Raw genomic sequence first — 19,892 nt, 5'->3', positions numbered from 1 at the left:
GGCTGCTTCGCAGCCGAGCGGGAGCAAGCTCCCTCGCCACGGTTCTCGGCAAGCTTTTAGCGCTTGGCTACCAGCTCTTTCGGCAACTTGAAGGTCCAGAGCATGCCGCCCTGGTTGAAGTCCTTCACGCGCTTGGCCACCTCGCCGCCCCACAGCGGCACCGCGCCGCCCCAACCGGACACCACGGAGACGTATTGCTCGCCGTCCATTTCCCAGGTGATGGGCGAGCCAAGCACGCCGGAGCCAGTCTGGAATTCCCAGACCTTTTCCCCGGTCTTGGCGTTGAACGCCTGCAAAAACCCTTCAGGCGTGCCGGTGAAAACCAGGTTGCCCTTGGTGGTCAGGACCCCGCCCCACAACGGCGCGAAGTTCTTGTGGCGCCAGACTTCCTTGCCCGTCTTGGGGTCGATGGCCCGCAGCACGCCGATGTAATCCTCGTTCAGCGGCTTGATGGTGAACCCGGCCCCGAGGAACGCCGCGCCCTTCTTGTAGGCGATGCCTTCGTTCCAGATGTCCATGCCCCATTCGTTGGACGGCACGTAGAACAGGCCGGTGTCCTGGTTGTAGGCCATCGGCATCCAGTTTTTCGCACCGAGGAAGGCCGGTGCCACGAACACCGAACTGCCCTTGGCTTCGCTGCCCGGTGCCCCCGGACGGCTGGCCTCGTTGTAGATCGGCCGCCCATCCTTGTCCAAGCCAGAGGCCCAGGTGATCTTGTCGACAAACGGGAAGCCGCGGATGAACTTGCCGTTGGTGCGGTCAAGCACGTAGAAGAAGCCGTTGCGGTCGGCGGTCGCCGCGGCCTTGATGTCCTTGCCGCCTTCCTTGTAGTTGAACGAGATCAGTTCGTTGACGCCGTCATAGTCCCAACCGTCGTGGGGCGTGCTCTGGAAGTGCCACTTGATGCTGCCGTCGTCCGGGTTCAAGGCCAGGCGCGACGACGAATAAAGGTTGTCGCCAGGGCGCAGGTGGGAGTTCCACGGAGCCGGGTTGCCGGTGCCGAACAGCAGCAGGTTGGTTTCCGGGTCGTAGTAGCCGCCCAGCCAAGGCGCGGCGCCGCCGGTTTTCCACAGATCGCCCGGCCAGGTCTTGCCGGCCTCGCCGCCGGAAATACCGTTCTCGACCGCCTTGCCGTCCTTGTAGACATAGCCCATGTGGCCTTCCACCGTCGGGCGGGTCCACAGCAGCTCGCCGTTCTTCGGATCGTAGGCGCTGATCTGGCCGACTACACCGAACTCACCACCGGCCACGCCAGTGATCAGCTTGCCGTTCACCACCATGGGCGCGGCGCTGATGGAATAACCTTCCTTGTGGTCGGCCACTTTCTTGCTCCACACCACTTTGCCGGTGTCCTTGTTCAGGGCCACGAGCTTGGCGTCGAGGGTACCGAAAAACACCAGGTCGCCATACAACGCCACGCCGCGGTTGATCACGTCGCAGCAAGGGCGGATGTCATCGGGCAGGCGCGCATCGTATTGCCACAGCTTCTTGCCGGTGCGCGCATCCACCGCGAACACCCGCGAATAGGAACCGGTGAGGTACATCACCCCGTCCTTGATCATCGGCTGGGCCTGCTGGCCGCGCTGCTTTTCGCCACCGAAGGAGAACGCCCAGACCGGGCGCAGGTCCTTGACGTTACTGACATTGAGGCTATCGAGCGGACTGTAGCGCTGGCCCTGGACGCCCAGGCCGTTGGTCACGACCTGCTGCGGGTTTTTCGGGTCCTGGAGAATTTCCTGATCGGTCACGGCGGCCAAGGCCGAACCTGACAGCAGCATGGCACTGAGCAGCAGGCTCACGGCGAAGGGTTGGCGACGTGCGGGATGAGTCATGACGGCTACCTCTGCGGTTATTGTTATACCCGGGAAATTTTCCCGGTCTGCCACAGATTCTTGGGCTCGGGGCCCTCGCCAACAATTGCCCGCTGTGTTGAGTTTTCTAGTTCCTTGGTACACATGAGGAGTCGTCGCATCCAGCTTCTTCGCTGGTGACACCAACCCCTGTGGCGAGGGAGCTTGCTCCCGCTGGGGCGCGTGTAGGAGCTGACGAGTGCAACGAGGCTGCGATCTTTTCCCGGACACTTGAGTCTCAAGCGAAAGATCAAAAGATCGCAGCCTTCGGCAGCTCCTACAGGGCCCAGCGCCCCGCCACAGGGGCATGTGTTCAGTCAGGATCGTGGGTATCCACCCGCTTCATCCCCGCCCGCTCATAGCGTGGGTAGAGATGGCTGACACTGCGAATCAACTCATACCGGCTCAAGCTGATCCCGGCAAAACGCTCAGGAATGGGGCTGCGGATCATCTCGGCCATGTCGTCGCCCCGGGCCGCGCCGTCGCGCATCAGCTGGTCGAGCCAGCCCAGGTAGTCGCGCATCTGCGCAAAAGGCCGGGCGTCGCTCGCAACCGGTCCATGGCCGGGCACGATCTGCCTCCAGGGCAAGGCCTGCAAGGTGTCCAGGTCCTTGAGCCATACCTCCAGCCCCGGGCTGTTGGGGGTGGTCAGGGCCCGTTCGTAAAACACCAGGTCGCCGGCGAACAGCACGCCGGTGGTTTCGTCGAGGATCGCCAGATCGGCCCCGGTGTGCCCGGCCAATGCCAGCAGACGCAATGAATGATTGCCCACCGTCAACGTCCCGGCCGCCAGTTCCCGGGTCGGCAACATCACCTCGGTGCCGCGCATCCAGTCGCCCACCAGCCGGTACATGTTTTCCGCCAGCGCATCACCCTGTTGCCGCAGCAGGTCCGTGGTACCCGCCAAGGCGCCGATGGGTACGTCGCTGAAAGCCTGGTTGCCCAGTACGTGGTCAGGGTGATGATGGGTCAGCAAGACCTGGATGACCGGCTTGTCGGTCGTCGCAGCAATGGCCTGGCGCAGCGCCTCGCCGTAGCGTTTCGACGGCCCGGTGTCGATCACCACCACGCCGGCCTCGGTGACAATGAACGCCGTGTTGACGATGTTGCCGCCATTGTCCTTGGCAAAGTTCTCGGTGGTGCCTTCCAGCAACCAGGTGCCTTCGGCGATCTGCCGGGGCTTGAGGGAATAATCGGTGGCGGACCATGCCGGCAGGCACAGGCCAAGACAGAGCAGTAACAGCCAGCGCATGGCGCGCTCCTTCTGGTCAGGGAATGGCCGCCTCGAACGCGTTGCCGCTGTTGTCGCGCAGCACCAGGCGGGTCTGTCCCGGGCCTTGGATGTCGAAGCCCAGGTTGGGGTTTTCGCTGACCGCCGGGAACAGCTCCAGGCGCGCCAACACCTGGCCGTCGGCGTCCAGCAGTTGTGCCTGGTTGAGGAAAAACTCCGGGATGCCGCTCACCAGGCCGTTGTCCATTGGATGATTAACTTGCAGACGCAGGCGACTCGAATCCCCTCGCGGATAACGACCGCCCAGCACCTCGCCCAGATGCTCCTCCCAACCCGGCTGGGTGCGCACCACGCTGGGCGCGGTGCAACCACCTCCCGCCGCGTCGATCAAGGTCGAACCCACGTGCCACAGGCCATCGCGGGTCTGCACGGCGGCGCGCAACGGCGTGGCTTGCTCGATGCGAATACGGACCGACAACCAAGGCAGCACTCGCTCCCCTGGCTGGAAGTCGACGATTTTCGGCAACGGGTTCAGCTCGGCCCAGGCCAGTACCCGTACGACGTCGCCGGCAAAGGCCCGCGCATCGATTTCCAGTGGCACCTGGCGCGCGTCTTCGGCAAAGGGTGGCGCCAGCAGGCGCACCCGGTCGTCGAACACGAACGGCGCGTCCCCCAGCAATTGCTTGTGATAAAAGGCCCACATCACCGACGGCACCGGATCCTTCCCTGGCTCGACCGCCATCGCCAGCCACGGCAGGCACCACAACAGCAGGCCATACGCTCGCCAGTTCATCCCTGCGCTCCTATTGGTACATTTCGGGGACTTCGTAGCGCAGGCCATAGCGGGCATACACCGCCTTGAGGCTGCCGTCACGGATCAAACCTTCCAGCGCCTCTTCCACCGCATAGGCCAACTGACGGTTGCTTTCATGCACCGCCATGCCGATTTCCCAGCGTTGCTTGCCCATGTTCGGATAGGCATTCTCCGCCAGTGCCAGTTGCGGATCGGCCGCCTCATGCACTTGCCAGTCGACTTCCCCGCGCATCGCCATGACGGCGTCGACCTCGCCGGCCTGCATGGCCCCGAAGGCTTTGGCGACGCTGGGGTAATGGCGGGTCTTGGCGCTGAGCATGCCGTTGAACACCGAGGTCAGGTAGAACGACGGCACGCTGTCGACCTCCACCCCGATGGGGTGTTGCTGGAACACCGCGACGCTGCCCACCGAATCCAGCCGGCGCCGGTCATACGCCACCTGCCAGCACTCCTGCTGATAAGGCCCGAACATCACCACCTGGGCGTTTTCCAGCTCTCCGATGTCGTTGCGCCTTTGCACGTAGTCGTGATCGTACGGCACCCGCATCATCAAGTCGGCCAGTTGCCGGTCGTGCAGCGGGCTGCTGCGCCAGATGTAATCGCGCAGGTCGTCATCGAGCTTCTCGCCGGGCGGCGCCCACATCAGTTTCAGACGCACGCCCATGGCCTTGGCCAGGGCTTGCGCCAATTCAACATCGACACCCCGGGGCTGGCCGTGGTCTTCAAAACTGTAGGGAGCGAAATCCTTGTAGACCGCCACCTTCAACTCCCCGGCGGCGATCATCTGATCGTAGCTGCGCACCTGCGCCTGCACCGCCTGGCCACACAGCAGCACGCTGCACATCACCCACGCGAACAGGCGCATGGCGATCACTCCTCGACGTGCACGCTGTCGAGGTAAGTGCGCACCGCCCACAGGGCCTCCTGGCTCAGGTAGTCGGCCATCTTCGGCATGTAGACCCGGCCGTCGCGCACCGCACCATGGCGTACGCGTTCGACGAACCATTCATCGCCGGCTTCGGCGGCGTCGAGCATGCGCAGGTCCGGGGCGATCCCGCCGGATTTGGCCTCCAGGCCATGGCAGGCCGCGCAGTTCTGGTTGTACGCCGAGGCACCGATCTCCACGGCTTTATCACGCTCGGGGGAATTGCGATACGGGTTCTGGGCAGCCCACCCATCAGCGTCCAACGGTAAGTTGGTCTCCTTGATCGGGGTCAGTCCCTTGGTTTCCACTGCTTGGGGCACTACGTTGCCATGGGCCCATGCGGAGCCTGCGCCGGTCAGCCCCATCAATAATGCGGTAGCGATGATGGCGTTGCGTTTTGTTGTCATTGTTATGCCCTCTGGATTGCACGCAAGACCTCTTGGCAGAGGCCGTGCCGTCATCTTAGGAACCCTGTGCCGCCGGCCGAATGCTGCTTTGGTGGCCGGGGTCTAGTTCCTTGGTAGCAGGCCATCCGACGCAAGTCGCAAAGACAGGCGGTTTGGGAAATCTTCCCGGCAAAGGCGGGACTTTTTCCGTATCGGCGGACCCCGGCGCGACCCAACCTAGTCAGGCCAAAACCTTTCATTGGGAACTGCCACCATGAGAATAAAAACGCTACCCGCCCTCTCCTCCCTGACTGTTGCCTTGCTGCTGGCCGGCAGTCTGTCGCTCAGCCCCATGGCCAACGCCGCAGCGCCAGGGGTCAGTTGGGAAGACATTGCCAACGACCACCTGACCACCCAGGACGTGCTGCAATACGGCATGGGCACCAACGCCCAGCGCTGGAGCCCGCTGGCCCAGGTCAACGACAAGAACGTGTTCAAGCTGACTCCGGCCTGGTCCTATTCATTCGGCGACGAGAAGCAGCGCGGCCAGGAATCCCAGGCCATCGTCAGCGACGGCGTGGTGTACGTCACCGGCTCGTACTCGCGGGTATTTGCCCTCGACGCCAAGACCGGCAAGCGCCTGTGGACCTACAACCACCGGCTGCCTGACAACATTCGCCCGTGCTGCGACGTGGTCAATCGGGGGGCGGCCATCTATGGCGACAAGATCTACTTCGGCACCCTGGACGCACGCGTGGTCGCCCTGGACAAGAACACCGGCAAGGTGGTGTGGAACAAGAAGTTCGGCGACCACGCCGGCGGCTACACGATGACCGGCGCGCCGGTGCTGATCAAGGACAAGACCAGTGGCAAGGTGCTGCTGATCCACGGCAGTTCCGGTGACGAGTTCGGCGTGGTCGGGCAACTGTTCGCCCGCGACCCGGACACGGGCGAAGAGGTCTGGATGCGTCCGTTCGTCGAAGGCCACATGGGCCGCCTCAACGGCAAGGACAGCACCCCGACCGGCGACGTCAAGGCGCCCTCCTGGCCCGACGACAAGACCACCGAGACCGGCAAGGTCGAGGCCTGGAGCCACGGCGGCGGCGCCCCTTGGCAGAGCGCCAGTTTCGATCCCGAGACCAACACCATCATCGTCGGCGCGGGCAACCCCGGCCCATGGAACACCTGGGCGCGCACGTCCAAGGACGGCAATCCTCACGATTACGACAGCCTCTACACCTCCGGCCAGGTCGGCGTCGACCCAAGCACTGGCGAGGTGAAGTGGTTCTACCAACACACGCCCAACGACGCTTGGGATTTCTCCGGCAACAATGAGCTGGTGCTGTTCGACTACAAGGACAAGGACGGCAAGGTGATCAAGGCCACCGCCCACGCCGACCGCAACGGTTTCTTCTACGTGGTGGACCGCAACAACGGCAAGCTGCAGAACGCCTTCCCCTTCGTCGACAACATCACCTGGGCCAGCCACATCGACCTGAAGACCGGCCGCCCCGTGGAAAATCCCGGCCAGCGCCCGGCCAAGCCATTGCCCGGTGAAACCAAGGGCAAGCCGGTGGAAGTCTCGCCGCCCTTCCTCGGTGGCAAGAACTGGAACCCCATGGCCTACAGCCAGGACACCGGCCTGTTCTACGTCCCCGGCAACCAGTGGAAAGAGGAGTACTGGACCGAGGAAGTGAACTACAAGAAAGGCTCCGCCTACCTGGGAATGGGTTTCCGCATCAAGCGCATGTACGACGATCACGTCGGCAGCCTGCGGGCAATGAACCCCACCACCGGCAAGGTGGTCTGGGAGCACAAGGAACCGTTGCCGCTGTGGGCCGGCGTGCTGGCGACCAAGGGCAACCTGGTGTTCACCGGCACCGGCGACGGTTTCTTCAAGGCCTTCGATGCGAAAACTGGCAAGGAGCTGTGGAAATTCCAGACCGGCAGCGGCATCGTCTCCCCGCCCATCACTTGGGAGCAGGACGGCGAGCAGTTCATCGGCGTGACCGTCGGTTACGGCGGCGCCGTGCCGTTGTGGGGCGGCGACATGGCCGAACTGACCAAGCCCGTGGCCCAGGGTGGGTCGTTCTGGGTGTTCAAGATCCCGAGTTGGGATAAGGCGACGGCGCAGAAATAGCCCGAACCCACCCGGGCCCCGACCCACACCATAACCCCCTGTGGGAGCGAGCTTGCTCGCGATAGCGCAGTGTCAGTCAACATCAATGCCGGCTGAACCACCGCCATCGCGAGCAAGCTCGCTCCCACAGTTAACACCGAGTTCCTGCCATGAAATTATTGCCATTGCTGCTTCTGTTCATCGGCGTCTTTGCCCATGCCGACGACTCTGACACCCCTCTGACGATTAACGGTTGCCTCATCGCCGAATCCAGCCAATGCCCCGGCGCCAACCTGCGGGGCGCAAAACTGGCGAACCAGGACCTGCGCAAGATGAACCTCAGCGGCGCCGACCTGCGCGATGCCGACCTGCGTCACGCGCGACTGGACCTGGCCAACCTCGAGAAAGCCCAGCTACAGGGCGCCAACCTGACCCGCGCCAGCCTGCAACAAAGCAACCTGCGCCTGGCGGACTTCAGCGGTGCCACGCTCAAGGCGATCCAGGGTTGGGGCCTGTTCGCCCAGGGCGCGCAATTCCAACGTGCCGACCTGACGGCGGCCTACCTGCAATTCGCTCGCCTGTCCGGTGCCCGCCTGCACGAGGCCAACCTGCAGGCCGCGGACCTGGAAATGACCTGGCTGAGCAAGGCCGACCTGAAGGGCGCCGACCTGCGCGACGCCAACCTGCAAGAAGCCAAGCTCGGCGAAAGCAACCTGGAACAGGCCAACCTGAGCGGTTCTCGCCAGCATTACGGGAATTTCCAGGATGCGAACATGCAGGGCTGTACCGGATGCCCGATGTCGTGGGATCAATGAAGACTCTGGATCACACAACCCCTTGTGGCGAGGGAGCTTGCTCCCGCTGGGCCGCGAAGCAGCCCCAATAGGGTCAACTCAATGAACCTGACACACCGAGGTGCCGGGTTTTGGGGGCGCTCCGCACCCCAGCGGGAGCAAGCTCCCTCGCCACAAGAGGTCAGCATTTCAAATCAGTACTCACCCCGCCACCCGCACCACCCCCATATCAATCCCCAAATGCACCAACTCGGCATGAGAGCTGACCTGCAACTTGCTCTTGAGCAGCGTCAAATGGTTGGACACGGTCTTGGCGCTGATGCACAACTGTTCAGCGATGGTACGGGCCGGGGTGCCCTTGGCGAGCATGACGAAGATCTCCAATTCCCGTTGGGTCATGCATTGCAGGCGTGGGTCGACAGCCTGTCGCGAGCTGGCGCAAGCCAGTTGCGTGGCCAGGGACTGTTCGATGTAGGCATGGCCGGCCAGCACCCGGCGCACCGCTTCCACCAGTACCTGGGGCGCCGAGTTCTTGGTCAGGTAGCCCGCCGCGCCGGCATCCAGCGCCTGACGCACCAGCGGCAGTTCGTCGTGCATGCTGAAGAATAACACCCGCAGTTGTGGCAGGCGCTGGCGCAGCCGGCGGGTGGTTTCCAAGCCACTGATCCCAGGCAGGCCGAAATCCATGATCACCAGGTGAGGCACCTGCTCTTGCACCTGGCTCAACGCCTCTTCACCGGTGGCCGCTTCGCGAACCTGCAGGTCCGGCATCAGCACCCGTAACAGGCTGGCGTAGCCCTGCCGCACCACCGCATGGTCATCCACCAACAGAATGTTCATCACGCCTCCAAAGCAATATTCAAGGCCAGCGCCCAACCGGCACCGGGCTGGCTGATGACGCGCAACTCACCGCCAAGGCTGCGCGCCCGTTCGGACATCGAATGCAAGCCCACACCGGCGCGCGGGGGTTGCGTCGCGCCGCGGCCGTTGTCGCGCACCAGCAAGCGCAGGCGCCCGGCGCGGTGTTGCAGGCGAATCCGCACCTGCGTCGCGCCGGCGTGCCGGGCAACGTTGGTCAGCGCTTCCTGCAACAAGCGATACAGGTGGGTCTTGTCCGGCCCCGACATGGGCGGCAGGGCTGTATCGATCCGCAACTGGCAGGCGATGCCCTGGGTTGCCTGCCATTGCCCGGCCAACACCTCGATGGCCTCGCATAACGGCAGGTGCTGCAACACCACCGGGTACAAGTCATGCACCAGCGCCCGGAACCCCTGCTGCAAATGCTCGCAATGGTCTTCAAGCTGGCTGACGGTCTGCTCCAACGCCGGTGGCTGGTCGATCACCAGCCGCAGCAGGCAGGCACGGGCACGAATGCCGGCCACGTATTGGCCCAGGTCGTCGTGCAGGGTCTGGGCCAGCCGGGTGCGCTCCTGCTCCTGCACCGCCAGCAAGGCCTGGGTGAGCCGGGCGTTATCGGCCTGGGCCTCGGCCAGGGCAGCGGTCATGCGGTTGAAATGCCCCGCCAGTTGCTGCGCCTCCGGCACACCTCCAGTGCCCAGGCGCACCTGCAGGTTCCCCGCAGACACCTGACGCAGCGCCTGCAGCAACTCATCGAGCAAACGCATGCCCCGGCGTACTGCCCAGCGGATCACCAACAGACTGAGCAACAATGCCAGGGCGCAGACGTACAACAGTTGCACCAATGAATCGAGGATCTCGTCGATTTCGTCCCGCGGATCGACGGCAATCCACGCTCGCCGACCATCAAGCAAGTCCACCACCTGGGCCGCCGGTCCGTCGTCCAGCAGCCGGCGGCCGAGCCAGGCCTTCGCCCCTTCCTCATCCGCCGGGAACAGCTCCCCGGGGGCCAGCCAACGGACCCGCACGTGACGCAGGCTGCCGGTCAACCGTGGCTGAAGACTGGCCGGGTCACGCTCGGCGGTTTCACGCAGGTAATGCACCACCGACTCGGCCGATTGCAATTCGCGTTTCACATCGGCCATGGCTTGGTGCAACAGCAGGAGGGCACAGGCCAGGGTGACCAGGGCGAAGAAGGCACAAACCCAGAGGTTGATCCGCCAGAGGGCTGACATGGCTAGTGCTCCAACCCTGAATTCACACCCACACCTTGTGGGAGCGAGCTTGCTCGCGATGAGGCCGGGACTTTCAACATCGATGTTGACTGATCGGCCGCTATCGCGAGCAAGCTCGCTACCACAGGGGGGCTTGGGGGTTTCCAGATTTTGGGACGATCCACCCCAATCAAACTCAGGATCAGCAGGAATGGCAGCAGCAGGGTCTTGAGAATCCGCATGGTCTGTCCGCTCCTGGTCAATGACGATTGCCTTGCATCCTAAAACCCCCGCCTCCAAGGTGAGTTACTACCTTGGTACTGCCCCGGCGGTACTTTCTGCATATTTCCCCATGGCCGTGGCCTTCCTATGCTGGCGCTACCCGCAATGGAGGACGTCATGCGCCGGCTCGTCAGTTACGCCCTGGTTTTTCTGCTGGCAGCAGCCACCGCTCATGCCGGCGATGCCGCGCCGTTGCAAGTGCGCATCGGCTACCTGGGTTATCGCCCCGACCCGGGCCCGCTGCTCTCCAATGTCATTGCCGAACCGGCCGATGCCGGCTTGCGCGGCGCTGAGCTGGCGATCGTCGACAGCAACAGCACCGGGCGTTTCCTCAAGCACGACTACCGCCTGGAAAGCGCCAGCGTCGACACGCCCGAAGCCCTGCTCCAGGCCGCCCGTGCCCAACACGACCAGGGCCTACGGCTGTTCGTGGTCAACGCACCGGCCGCCAGCCTGCGCCAGCTCAGCGCCGCCCTCCCCGACAGCTTGCTGTTCAACGCCGGCAGCGCCGACGACAGCCTGCGCACCAGCGACTGCCTGGGCAACGTGCTGCACAGCCTGCCCGAGCGCGCCATGCTCGCCGATGCCCTGGTGCAGTTCAGCGTCGTGCGCAAATGGCAACGGGCCTTGCTGGTCGTCGGCCAGAGGCCCGAGGACCAGGCCTACGCCGCCGCATTGCGCCGCGCCATGAAGCGCTTCGGCATGAAGATCGTGGCCGAGAAGGCCTGGCAGTTCGACAACGACCAGCGCCGCAGCGCCCAGGCCGATATGCCGCTGTTCACCCAGACCGCCGAGTACGACGTGGTGCTGGTGGCCGACGAACGCGGCGACTTCGGCGAATACCTGCCCTACCAGACCTGGTACCCACGCCCGGTGGCCGGCACCCAAGGGCTGACGCCCACCGGCTGGCACAAGACCGTGGAAACCTACGGCGCCGCGCAGTTGCAAAAACGCTTCGAAGCCCTGGCCGGACGCTGGATGAACGACCGCGACTTCGCCGCCTGGATTGCCGTGCGCAGCATCGCCGCCGCCGTGAGTAAATTGCGTCAGGACGCCCCGTTCGCCATCCGCCAACTGGCCCTCAGCGACCAGTTGCCCCTGGACGGTTTCAAGGGTCGCAAGCTCAGCTATCGCTCCTGGAATGGCCAATTGCGCCAGCCGATTCCCTTGGTCCAGCCCCGGGCATTGGTGAGCACTTCGCCCCAGGACGGCTTCCTGCACCCTTCCAATGAAATGGACAGCTTGGGCTATGACCACCCCGAAGTGAGCTGCCGTTACCCCTGATCGATAACAACAATAAGGAAACCGCCATGCGCCGCTCCCTGATATACCCGGCCCTGTTAGGCAAAGCCCTCGCCCTGGGCACTGCATTGCTCGTTGCGGGGCCCGCCGCCGCCAGCATCGCCTGGGTCTCCAACGAAAAGGACAACAGCCTGAGCCTGATCGACCTGCAGCGCCTGGAAGTCATCGAGACCCTGCCGGTCGGCCAGCGCCCCCGCGGCCTGTTGCTGTCCCATGACAATCGCCTGTTGTACATCTGCGCCAGCGACTCGGACCGGGTCCAGGTGATGGACGTCGCCACCCGCAAGATCATCAAGGAGCTGCCCTCCGGCAAGGACCCGGAGCAGTTCGCCCTGCACCCCAACGACCGCTGGCTGTATGTGTCCAACGAGGACGATGCCCTGGTCACGGTGATCGACACCCAGACCTCTCAAGTGCTGGGCCAGATTGGCGTGGGGGTCGAGCCCGAAGGCATGGCCGTCAGCCCCGACGGCAAATGGGCGGTCAACACCAGTGAAACCACGAACATGCTGCACTGGATCGATACCAGCACCCAGACCCTGGCCGACAACACCCTGGTGGACCAGCGGCCGCGTTTCGTCGAATTCAATCGCGACGGCACGCAGCTCTGGGCCTCGGCGGAGATCGGCGGCACCTTGACCATTCTCGACGTCGCCACGCGCCAGGTGCTCAAGACCCTGACCTTCCAGATCAAGGGCGTGCACCCGGACAAGGTCCAACCGGTGGGCATCAAGCTCAGTGCCGACGGCACGCTGGCGTTCGTCGCCCTGGGCCCGGCCAACCATGTGGCGGTGATCGACGCCAAGACCTTCGAAGTGCTGGATTACCTGCTGGTGGGCCGACGGGTCTGGCAACTGGCGTTCACCCCGGACCAGAAGCAACTGCTGGCGACCAATGGCGTGAGCGGCGATGTCTCGGTGATTGACGTAGAGAGCCGCAAAGTCCTGAAGTCGGTGAAAGTCGGACGCTATCCGTGGGGCGTGGTGGTGACGCCATGAACGCGCTGGAGGTCAGCGACCTGAGCTTTGCCTATGGTGCACGCGAAGCCCTGAAGCCGATGAGTTTCAGCCTGCCCGCTGGACGTTTCGCCGCGCTGCTGGGGCCCAACGGCGCCGGCAAGTCGACGCTGATTGCCCTGCTCACCCGTCTGTACGACCTGCAACGCGGCGACATCCGTGTCGGCGGTCATTCCCTGCAATCGTCGCCACGCCCGGCCTTGCGCCAGTTGGGTGTGGTGTTCCAACAGAGCACCCTGGACCTGGACCTGAGCATCGAACAGAACCTGCGCTATCACCTGGCGCTGCATGGTTTTTCCCGGCGCCAGGGCAGCGCCCGCCTCGACGCCGAGCTGACCCGCCAGCACCTGACCGAGCGCCGCCATGAGCGGGTGCGCGACCTCAACGGCGGGCATCGGCGCCGGGTGGAAATCGCCCGCGCCCTGCTTCATGAACCGCGTCTGTTGCTGCTCGACGAACCCAGCGTCGGCCTCGATCCGGCCAGCCGCCTCGCCCTGGGCCTGCACATCCGGCAATTGTGCAGCGAGCAAGGCATCAGCGTGCTCTGGACCACTCACTTGCTGGACGAAGTGCAGCCCAGCGACGACCTGTTAATCGTGCACCAGGGCCGCCTGGTCGCCAGCGGCCAGGCCGATGCGGTGAGCCAGGAACACGGCGGCACCCTCGGTTCGGCCTTCACCCGTTTGACTGCCTCGGGAGTCCGGCCATGAACGCGTATTGGCAATGTTTCAGCGGCATCGTCATGCGCGAATGGCTGCGCTTCGTGCTGCAACGCACCCGGCTGCTCAGCGCCCTGGTCCGGCCACTGCTGTGGCTGCTGGTATTCGCCGCCGGCTTTCGCGCGGCACTGGGCATCGCCATCATCGCCCCCTACGACACCTACATCCCCTACGAGGTGTACATCGTGCCGGGGCTGGCCTGCATGATCCTGTTGTTCAACGGCATGCAGGGCTCGCTGTCGATGGTCTACGACCGGGAAATGGGCAGCATGCGCGTGCTGCTCACCAGCCCCCTGCCTCGGGCGTTCCTGCTGGCGAGCAAGTTGCTGGCGACCTCGCTGATCTCGCTGTTGCAGGTCTATGCCTTTCTCGCCATCGCCTGGCTGTACGGCATCCAACCGCCGGCCATGGGCCTGCTGCTGGCCTTGCCGGCCCTGCTGTTAGTGGCCCTGATGCTCAGCGCCCTGGGCCTGTTGTTGTCCAATGCGATCCGGCAACTGGAGAACTTCGCCGGGGTGATGAATTTCGTGATCTTCCCGATGTTCTTCCTGTCGTCAGCGCTGTACCCGCTGTGGAAAATGCAGGAAGCCAGCCCGTGGCTGTACTGGCTCTGCGCGGTCAGCCCGTTCACCCACGGCGTGGAATTGGTGCGTTTTGCGCTGTATGAGCAGTTCAACCTGCTGGCGATGGCGGTGTGCGTGGGCTTGACCCTGGTGTTCGCGCTGTTGGCGGTGTGGACGTTCAATCCGCAGCATGCGGCGTTGCGCAAGGGCAATTGAACTGCCCCCAAGCCAATCCTCCTGGGGGTGGAATCCCCTGTGGGAGCGAGCCTGCTCGCGATTGCGGTGGTTCAGCGAGCAAAAATGTGACTGGTAGACCGCTATCGCGAGCAGGCTCGCTCCCACAGAGGCTGTGCATGACGTCGAGATCACGCTTGTCTTTAAGACCGAAATTACTACTTTAGTACTGGTTTTCCTGTCTATGGTCGCATTCACAAGACCTCGACCCTGGCATGTAATGGGCGCATAACAAAAAGGATAAATCCTATGCCCCGTTTGCTGGCGATCCTCCTGCTGGGCCTGGCGCTGAATGTCGCACAGGCCGAGACCGCGCTGTTTTCAGCCCAGGGCTATCGCATCGCCCAATACCGCAGCCCGACGCCCGCCACTGTCGACGGTGCCCAGACCCTCGACACCCAAACCCTGCAGCGCCTGCTCGATCAAGCCCAGCCCCCGCTGCTGGTCGATGTTTACCGTCGTCCGTGGGTCCAAGGGCGTTTCATCGACAGCGAACCCCACGCCAACCTCCCCGGCAGCCTGTGGCTGGCCAATACCGGTGACGGCGATCTCGACCCGACCTGGCAGGACTACTTCAGCCATCACCTGCGCACGGCCACTGGCGGGCGGCTGGATCGACCGCTGGTCTTTTATTGTCGCTCGGATTGCTGGTTGAGCTGGAACGCGGTAAAACGCGCCGCGGCCATGGGCTATAAGCAATTGTATTGGTACCGCGACGGCCTGGACGCCTGGGAGGCGGCCAACCTGCCCCTGCAAGCGGCCCGGCCCGAACCCTTTCCCTGAACGTGCAAGAAATGCGTGCAACTGCCCTGCCCCACACGACAATAACGAGGTGAATGGCCATGTATAAAATCCTGATAGCCGACGATCACCCACTGTTTCGCGAAGCCATCCACAACGTCATCAGCGACGGTTTTCCGGGCAGCGAGGTCATGGAGACCGCCGACCTGGACAGTGCCCTGGCGTTGACCGCCGAGCACGACGACCTGGACCTGATCCTGCTGGACCTGAACATGCCCGGCATGCACGGGCTCAATGGCCTGATCAACCTTCGCAACGAAGCGCCGACCATCCCCGTGGTGATCGTCTCCGCCGAGCAGGACAAGCAAGTGGTGCTGCAAGCCATTACCTATGGCGCGGTGGGTTTCATCACCAAATCCTCGCCACGCTCGCAGATGACCGACGCCATCGAGCAGATCCTCAACGGCAACGTGTACCTGCCGCCCGACATCATCCGCACACAAAAAAGCCCGATGGGCCGCCGCCTGAACGAAACCCCGGCGTTCCCGCCGGAACTGCTCCAGGCCTTGACCCGCAAGCAACTGCTGGTGCTCGAACGCATGACCAAGGGCGAGTCGAACAAGCAGATCGCCTACACCCTGGACATCGCCGAAACCACGGTCAAGGCCCACGTCTCGGCGATCCTGCGCAAGCTCAATGTGCACAACCGGGTGCAGGCGATCCTCAGTGCCGGGGATATTGATTTCGGGGCTTATTTGCGGCGTTGACTGAATGCACATTCCTGTGGCGAGGGAGCTTGCTCCCGCTGGGCTCTGTAGGAGCTGGCGAAGCCTGCGATCTTTTGATCTTGATCTTTCGCTTGAGATTCAAGTGTCTGGGGAAAGATCGCAGCCTCGTTTCACTCGACAGCTCCTACACAGCTCCTACACACCTCCTACACAGCTCAGCCCCAGCGGGAGCAAGCTCCCTCGCCACAACAGCGTTCGACTTAATGGCTCTGAGATTGGCCTAGCAGATGGCTCATCGCGATCTTGAGCTTCATCGGCCGCACCGGCTTATGCATCAAAGTGTGCCCGCGCTCGCGGATCTGTTGCTTGAGTTCGTTGCTGTAGTTGGCGGTGATCATCATGGCCGGGATCGGTGAAGCCCGGCGGGCGTTGATTCGGGCCACGGCGTCCACGCCGTTCTGATCGTGGTCCAGGTGATAATCGGCGATCAGCAGGTCGGCCTCGGCGTGGTAATTGTCCACCTGACGGGCCAGGTCCTGTTCCGACAACGCCGTCACCACCTGGCAACCCCAGCCTTCCAGCAAAGTGCGCATGCCGGCGCAGATCGCCGCATCGTTATCCAGCACCCAGACCCGTGCCCCCCGCAGTCTTTCGAGCATCGGCTCGCTCATGTCCAGGCACGGCAACGGCTTGGGCGCGGTGGCGCTCAGCGGCACGTCGATAGCGAACATCGAGCCCTTGCCCGGCCAGGAGCGCACCTGGATCCGGTGCCCGAGAATCCCGGCGATTTTCTCGACAATCGCCAGGCCCAGGCCCAACCCACGGTCCTGGTTCGGGCGCTGGACGTCGCCGCGCTTGAATTCCTGGAAGATTTCCTCCAGACGGTTCTCGGCGATGCCGATGCCGCTGTCCCAGACCTGGATCGACACCCGCTGGCGATGCCGCCGGCAGCCCAACACCACCCGACCGCTGGGGGTGTAGCGAATGGCATTGCTCAGCAGGTTGCGCAGGATCCGCGCGAGCAATTGCATGTCGCTGCGCACCAGCACCGAACAGCCGACAAAGTGCAGCGCCAGCCCTTCGCTGCGGGCAATCTGGGCGTATTCGGCGGCCAGGTTGTCGAGCAACTCGCTGAGGCCGAACGGCGCGACATCAGCCTTGATCACCCCGGCGTCCAGCTTGGAAATGTCCACCAGGGTGCCCAACAGGTTCTCCACGTCCTGCAGCGAATTGCTGACGTTGCGCACCAACTGTGTGTTGGCAACCGGCTCGCGGCGTTCGAGCAAGGCACTGGTGAACAGCCGTGCGGCGTTGAGCGGTTGCAGCAGGTCATGGCTGACCGCGGCGAGAAATTTGGTCTTCGACAGGTTGGCTTGCTCGGCCTCGCGCTTGGCTTCGCGCAGGCGCAATTCCACCCGACTGCGCTCGTCGATCTCGCGCAGCAATTGGTCGTTGAGGGTGGTCAGTTCGGCCGTGCGTTCCTGGACTCGCTGCTCCAGGTTCTGGTAAGCCTGATGTAACGCTTCGGCGGTGCGCCGGCGCTCGGTGATGTCGCGGATCAGCACGAAGATCCCCACCACTTCGCCATTGGCCAGCCGGTTCGGTACGTAGGAGCGCAGCATGTAGCGCTCCTGGTTGTTGATGTTGGTCTCGGCGAATTCGAACGTCACGCTCTCACCCGCCAATGCCCGGGCCACGTAGGCTTCCAGGCGCTGGTAATGCTGCTCGCTGTGGGCTTCGCGCAGGCTTTGGCCGAGCATCACGCCACGGGGCCAGCAATACCACTGCTCGTAGACCTTGTTGGTGAATTCATAGACCAGGTCGGCGTTGAGGTAGGCGATCAGCGCCGGCACATGGTCGGTGATCAGGCGGATCCAGCGCTCGCTTTCGCTCAGCGCCTCGGCGTGCTGGTAACGCTCGGTGATGTCGGTGAAGGTGTTGACGTAGCCGCCAGTGGGCAATGGATGCGTGCGGATCTCCAGGACGCGGCCATCGGACAGGCGCTGCTCGCATTCATGGATCAGCCGACCGTTGCTGTCGCGACTGGCCGGGGTCAGCAGTTGCAGTTCGCTGTCGCCGATCACTTCGTTGAAGGGCCGATGGGCCGCCACCGGTGCCAGGCCGCTGAGTTCGAGGAAGCGCCGGTTCCACAGTTCCAGCACGCCTTGGGCATTGACCATCGCCACGCCTTGGGAGAGGTTGTCCACCGCCCGCTGCAACAAGTGGGATTTCTGCGCGATGGCCTGCTCGCGGCGCACGGTTTCGCTGAGCTTGACGTCGGTGATGTCGGTAAACAGGATCACTCGCCCGCCTTCCTGGGTCGGTCGCTCGCTGACTTGCAGCCAGCGGCCGTTCTGCAAGCGATACAACACGTGCTCATCGGCCTGGCCGCGGGGTTCTTCGCTGAACAAGCCGTTGGCGGTCATCAAGCGCTTGACTTCGGACAGACGCATCCCAGCGATGATGCGCACCCGGCTGTTGGCCCAGAAGGCCTTGAAGCGGCTGTTGAACAGCACAATGCGTTGCTGCTCGTCGAACAACACAAACGCGTCGGAGATGCTCTCGATGGCGTCAATCAGGTGCCGGTGGGCCGTTTCGGCTCGCAGCCGCGCCTCGCCCAGCAAGTGATTGCCGGCCTTGAGCTCGGCCATGGCCTGGTTCAGAGCGTCGGTGCGCTCGCGCACCTGTTCGGCCAGCACCACCGAGTGCTGGAACGCCGCATAGGGGTCGTTGCCTCGGGTCACGCCAGATTCCACCCGCTCGATCAGCGCCTCGTTGATGCGCCGCAACTTGCGGTTTTCGTTTTGCAGACTGGCGAGCTGGGCCTGTAGGTCAGCGATGGCCGGGGACGCGATGTCGGGCAATGGCAACTCCGGTGAACGTCTGGTTGATGTGCATGCCATTGAACTGTTCTCCATAGGTGTTGAACCCCATCACCCGTTGCTCGCGCAGGAACTGGCCGATCTGCTCCAGGCCGCCGCGATCTTCCAGCTCCAGCCGCCGGAGGAAGCAATCGCAGCCGATGGTCAGCAGCAAGTCGCCGAGGCGCGCCTGCAAACCGTCGAACAGTGTTTGCAGGTTGTGCAGCAAGGGACCGGGGGTCATCGCGGTGAGGACGATGCCGTTCTCTACCGCACAGTAGAAACTCAGGCTCAGGTCCGGGTGCACCTGCTGGATCGCCCGCACGTAGTACTGGTCGTTGATCCGTACCGCCAGGGGATGGGCAGCAAAGATCCGATAGTCGAGGGCGCTCACTGGCACGCCGATGTGCCGGGCGTATTCCTCGGCGGCGGGTTCGGCGTTGAGCTCATAGACCCGTCGCGAGGCACTGTCGGCGCCCGTCACCACCAGTTTCTCTTCCCGGGGCAGGATGTGATGGGTGGTGAAGACTTCGAATGCCAGCCAGGTGTTGATCAACAGCACCACGGCTGCGCCACTGTGGAACTGGCCTTCGAAGTAGACGTGGGTGTGGGTCAGGTAGTTGTCATCGCCAGCCGAACCGCCGAAATGCGGGATGTCCCCCAGCGCGGCGCTCAAGGCTGCCAGCACCATTTCCTCGCGGCTGGACAGGCCATCGAGCAAGGTCAGGGCGAAGCTGTGGCCCTTGATCGGCGCCAAGGCGTTGCTGCGACAGCCGCTGGCCAGGCGCTCGACCATCTGCTGGGCGTCGATCAGGCTGAAGTGTTCCATTTCGCCGATCAGCTCGGCGGCAATGGAAAAGTGCCGATGATCGAACCCCACCGCCGTCACGCAGTTGCGGCCGTAGCCCTGGACGGTGATTTCACCGGCGCTGGTGCAGCCCACCAGGCGAATCCCGCCGAAACTCCGGGACAGCGCCTGGCCCAGGGCCGGCAAGTCGTATTCGGCAGAACAGAAAAACAGCACGAACCCCAGGTGCGGGTGCAACAACTGCCGCGCCAGCGCCTGGGCCACCTGCTGGACGTCGGTCGCCTGGGACATGGCGCTCACCACACCTTCGCTCTGCTGCATCGTCGCCTCCGGCGGGTGCGTGATAGGAGCCCTGAGTGTACGAAGCCGCGCCGGGGCGACGAATGCTACTTGGGTAGTGGGTGGACGCTTCCATGGGATGAGAAGGTGATGCGCATGGCCCTCCCT

The 19,892-nt window shown here is 63.7% G+C and carries 17 protein-coding genes; 8 read left to right on the top strand and 9 right to left on the bottom strand.

What is annotated here, in order from left to right; genetic code table 11:
* Window positions 1-56: 56 nt before the first annotated feature.
* From AD659_RS14150 to pedF, 5 genes are all read right to left on the bottom strand, one after another.
* The gene (locus AD659_RS14150) at window positions 57-1,832 is read right to left on the bottom strand and encodes a PQQ-dependent methanol/ethanol family dehydrogenase (protein ID WP_053122209.1); all 1,776 of its coding nucleotides are present in this window, start codon (window positions 1,830-1,832) and stop codon (window positions 57-59) included.
* 331 nt (window positions 1,833-2,163) lie between these two features.
* Entirely contained in the window at window positions 2,164-3,102 is a 939-nt protein-coding gene (locus AD659_RS14145; RefSeq protein ID WP_053122207.1) for a quinoprotein relay system zinc metallohydrolase 1, read from the bottom strand.
* Window positions 3,103-3,118: 16 nt separating this feature from the next.
* Window positions 3,119-3,874: a quinoprotein dehydrogenase-associated SoxYZ-like carrier gene (locus AD659_RS14140; RefSeq protein WP_053122205.1), complete on the bottom strand. Its 756-nt coding sequence runs from the start codon at window positions 3,872-3,874 to the stop codon at window positions 3,119-3,121.
* 10 nt (window positions 3,875-3,884) lie between these two features.
* Window positions 3,885-4,760, bottom strand: a complete 876-nt coding sequence (locus tag AD659_RS14135; RefSeq protein ID WP_053122203.1) for a substrate-binding periplasmic protein — start codon at window positions 4,758-4,760, stop codon at window positions 3,885-3,887.
* A gap of 5 nt (window positions 4,761-4,765) precedes the next feature.
* Entirely contained in the window at window positions 4,766-5,227 is a 462-nt protein-coding gene (gene pedF / locus AD659_RS14130; RefSeq protein ID WP_053122201.1) for a cytochrome c-550 PedF, read from the bottom strand.
* A gap of 331 nt (window positions 5,228-5,558) precedes the next feature.
* Here pedF and exaA point away from each other — a divergent pair, with 331 nt between their 5' ends.
* Together exaA and AD659_RS14120 are read left to right on the top strand one after the other, a co-directional pair.
* Window positions 5,559-7,346: a quinoprotein ethanol dehydrogenase gene (gene exaA, locus AD659_RS14125; RefSeq protein ID WP_231987744.1), complete on the top strand. Its 1,788-nt coding sequence runs from the start codon at window positions 5,559-5,561 to the stop codon at window positions 7,344-7,346.
* A 149-nt stretch (window positions 7,347-7,495) separates the two neighbouring features.
* The gene (locus AD659_RS14120; RefSeq protein ID WP_053122196.1) at window positions 7,496-8,140 is read left to right on the top strand and encodes a pentapeptide repeat-containing protein; all 645 of its coding nucleotides are present in this window, start codon (window positions 7,496-7,498) and stop codon (window positions 8,138-8,140) included.
* Between the two features lie 180 nt (window positions 8,141-8,320).
* On the opposite strand, the gene AD659_RS14115 is transcribed toward AD659_RS14120, so the two are convergent.
* Together AD659_RS14115 and AD659_RS14110 are read right to left on the bottom strand one after the other, a co-directional pair.
* Window positions 8,321-8,959: a response regulator gene (locus AD659_RS14115; protein WP_053122194.1), complete on the bottom strand. Its 639-nt coding sequence runs from the start codon at window positions 8,957-8,959 to the stop codon at window positions 8,321-8,323.
* Window positions 8,959-10,212 carry a HAMP domain-containing sensor histidine kinase gene (locus AD659_RS14110; protein ID WP_053122192.1) on the bottom strand — a complete coding sequence of 418 codons (1,254 nt, stop codon included), beginning with the start codon at window positions 10,210-10,212 and terminating at the stop codon, window positions 8,959-8,961. The genes AD659_RS14115 and AD659_RS14110 overlap by 1 nt, the downstream gene beginning before the upstream one ends.
* Before the next feature lie 378 nt (window positions 10,213-10,590).
* Here AD659_RS14110 and AD659_RS14100 point away from each other — a divergent pair, with 378 nt between their 5' ends.
* The 6 genes from AD659_RS14100 to AD659_RS14075 all read left to right on the top strand — a co-directional run bounded on the left by AD659_RS14100 (window position 10,591) and on the right by AD659_RS14075 (window position 15,815).
* Window positions 10,591-11,757, top strand: a complete 1,167-nt coding sequence (locus tag AD659_RS14100) for an ABC transporter substrate-binding protein (RefSeq protein WP_053122188.1) — start codon at window positions 10,591-10,593, stop codon at window positions 11,755-11,757.
* Between the two features lie 26 nt (window positions 11,758-11,783).
* A complete protein-coding gene (locus AD659_RS14095) occupies window positions 11,784-12,773 on the top strand; it encodes a YVTN family beta-propeller repeat protein (RefSeq protein ID WP_053122186.1) in 990 nt (329 codons plus the stop codon).
* Window positions 12,770-13,501, top strand: coding sequence for an ABC transporter ATP-binding protein (locus AD659_RS14090; protein ID WP_053122184.1), 732 nt, complete (start codon window positions 12,770-12,772; stop codon window positions 13,499-13,501). The genes AD659_RS14095 and AD659_RS14090 overlap by 4 nt, the downstream gene beginning before the upstream one ends.
* A complete protein-coding gene (locus AD659_RS14085; RefSeq protein ID WP_053122182.1) occupies window positions 13,498-14,289 on the top strand; it encodes an ABC transporter permease in 792 nt (263 codons plus the stop codon). The genes AD659_RS14090 and AD659_RS14085 overlap by 4 nt, the downstream gene beginning before the upstream one ends.
* A gap of 267 nt (window positions 14,290-14,556) precedes the next feature.
* Window positions 14,557-15,090, top strand: a complete 534-nt coding sequence (locus AD659_RS14080) for a PQQ-dependent catabolism-associated CXXCW motif protein (protein WP_053122180.1) — start codon at window positions 14,557-14,559, stop codon at window positions 15,088-15,090.
* Between the two features lie 59 nt (window positions 15,091-15,149).
* Window positions 15,150-15,815 carry a response regulator transcription factor gene (locus AD659_RS14075; RefSeq protein WP_053122521.1) on the top strand — a complete coding sequence of 222 codons (666 nt, stop codon included), beginning with the start codon at window positions 15,150-15,152 and terminating at the stop codon, window positions 15,813-15,815.
* A 221-nt stretch (window positions 15,816-16,036) separates the two neighbouring features.
* Here the strand turns inward: AD659_RS14075 and nahK are convergent, their stop codons facing one another.
* Window positions 16,037-18,679: a hybrid sensor histidine kinase/response regulator NahK/ErcS' gene (nahK, locus tag AD659_RS14070; protein ID WP_231987701.1), complete on the bottom strand. Its 2,643-nt coding sequence runs from the start codon at window positions 18,677-18,679 to the stop codon at window positions 16,037-16,039.
* A complete protein-coding gene (nosP, locus tag AD659_RS14065; protein WP_053122176.1) occupies window positions 18,609-19,766 on the bottom strand; it encodes a nitric oxide-sensing protein NosP in 1,158 nt (385 codons plus the stop codon). Before nosP ends, nahK begins: the two co-directional genes overlap by 71 nt.
* Between the last annotated feature and the right edge of the window lie 126 nt (window positions 19,767-19,892).

Origin of the sequence: Pseudomonas thivervalensis (assembly GCF_001269655.1) — a bacterium.
GTDB classification, from domain to species: domain Bacteria; phylum Pseudomonadota; class Gammaproteobacteria; order Pseudomonadales; family Pseudomonadaceae; genus Aquipseudomonas; species Aquipseudomonas thivervalensis.
The sequence above is the reverse complement of the archived record's forward strand: the minus strand, read 5'-3'. Positions and strand labels throughout refer to the sequence as shown.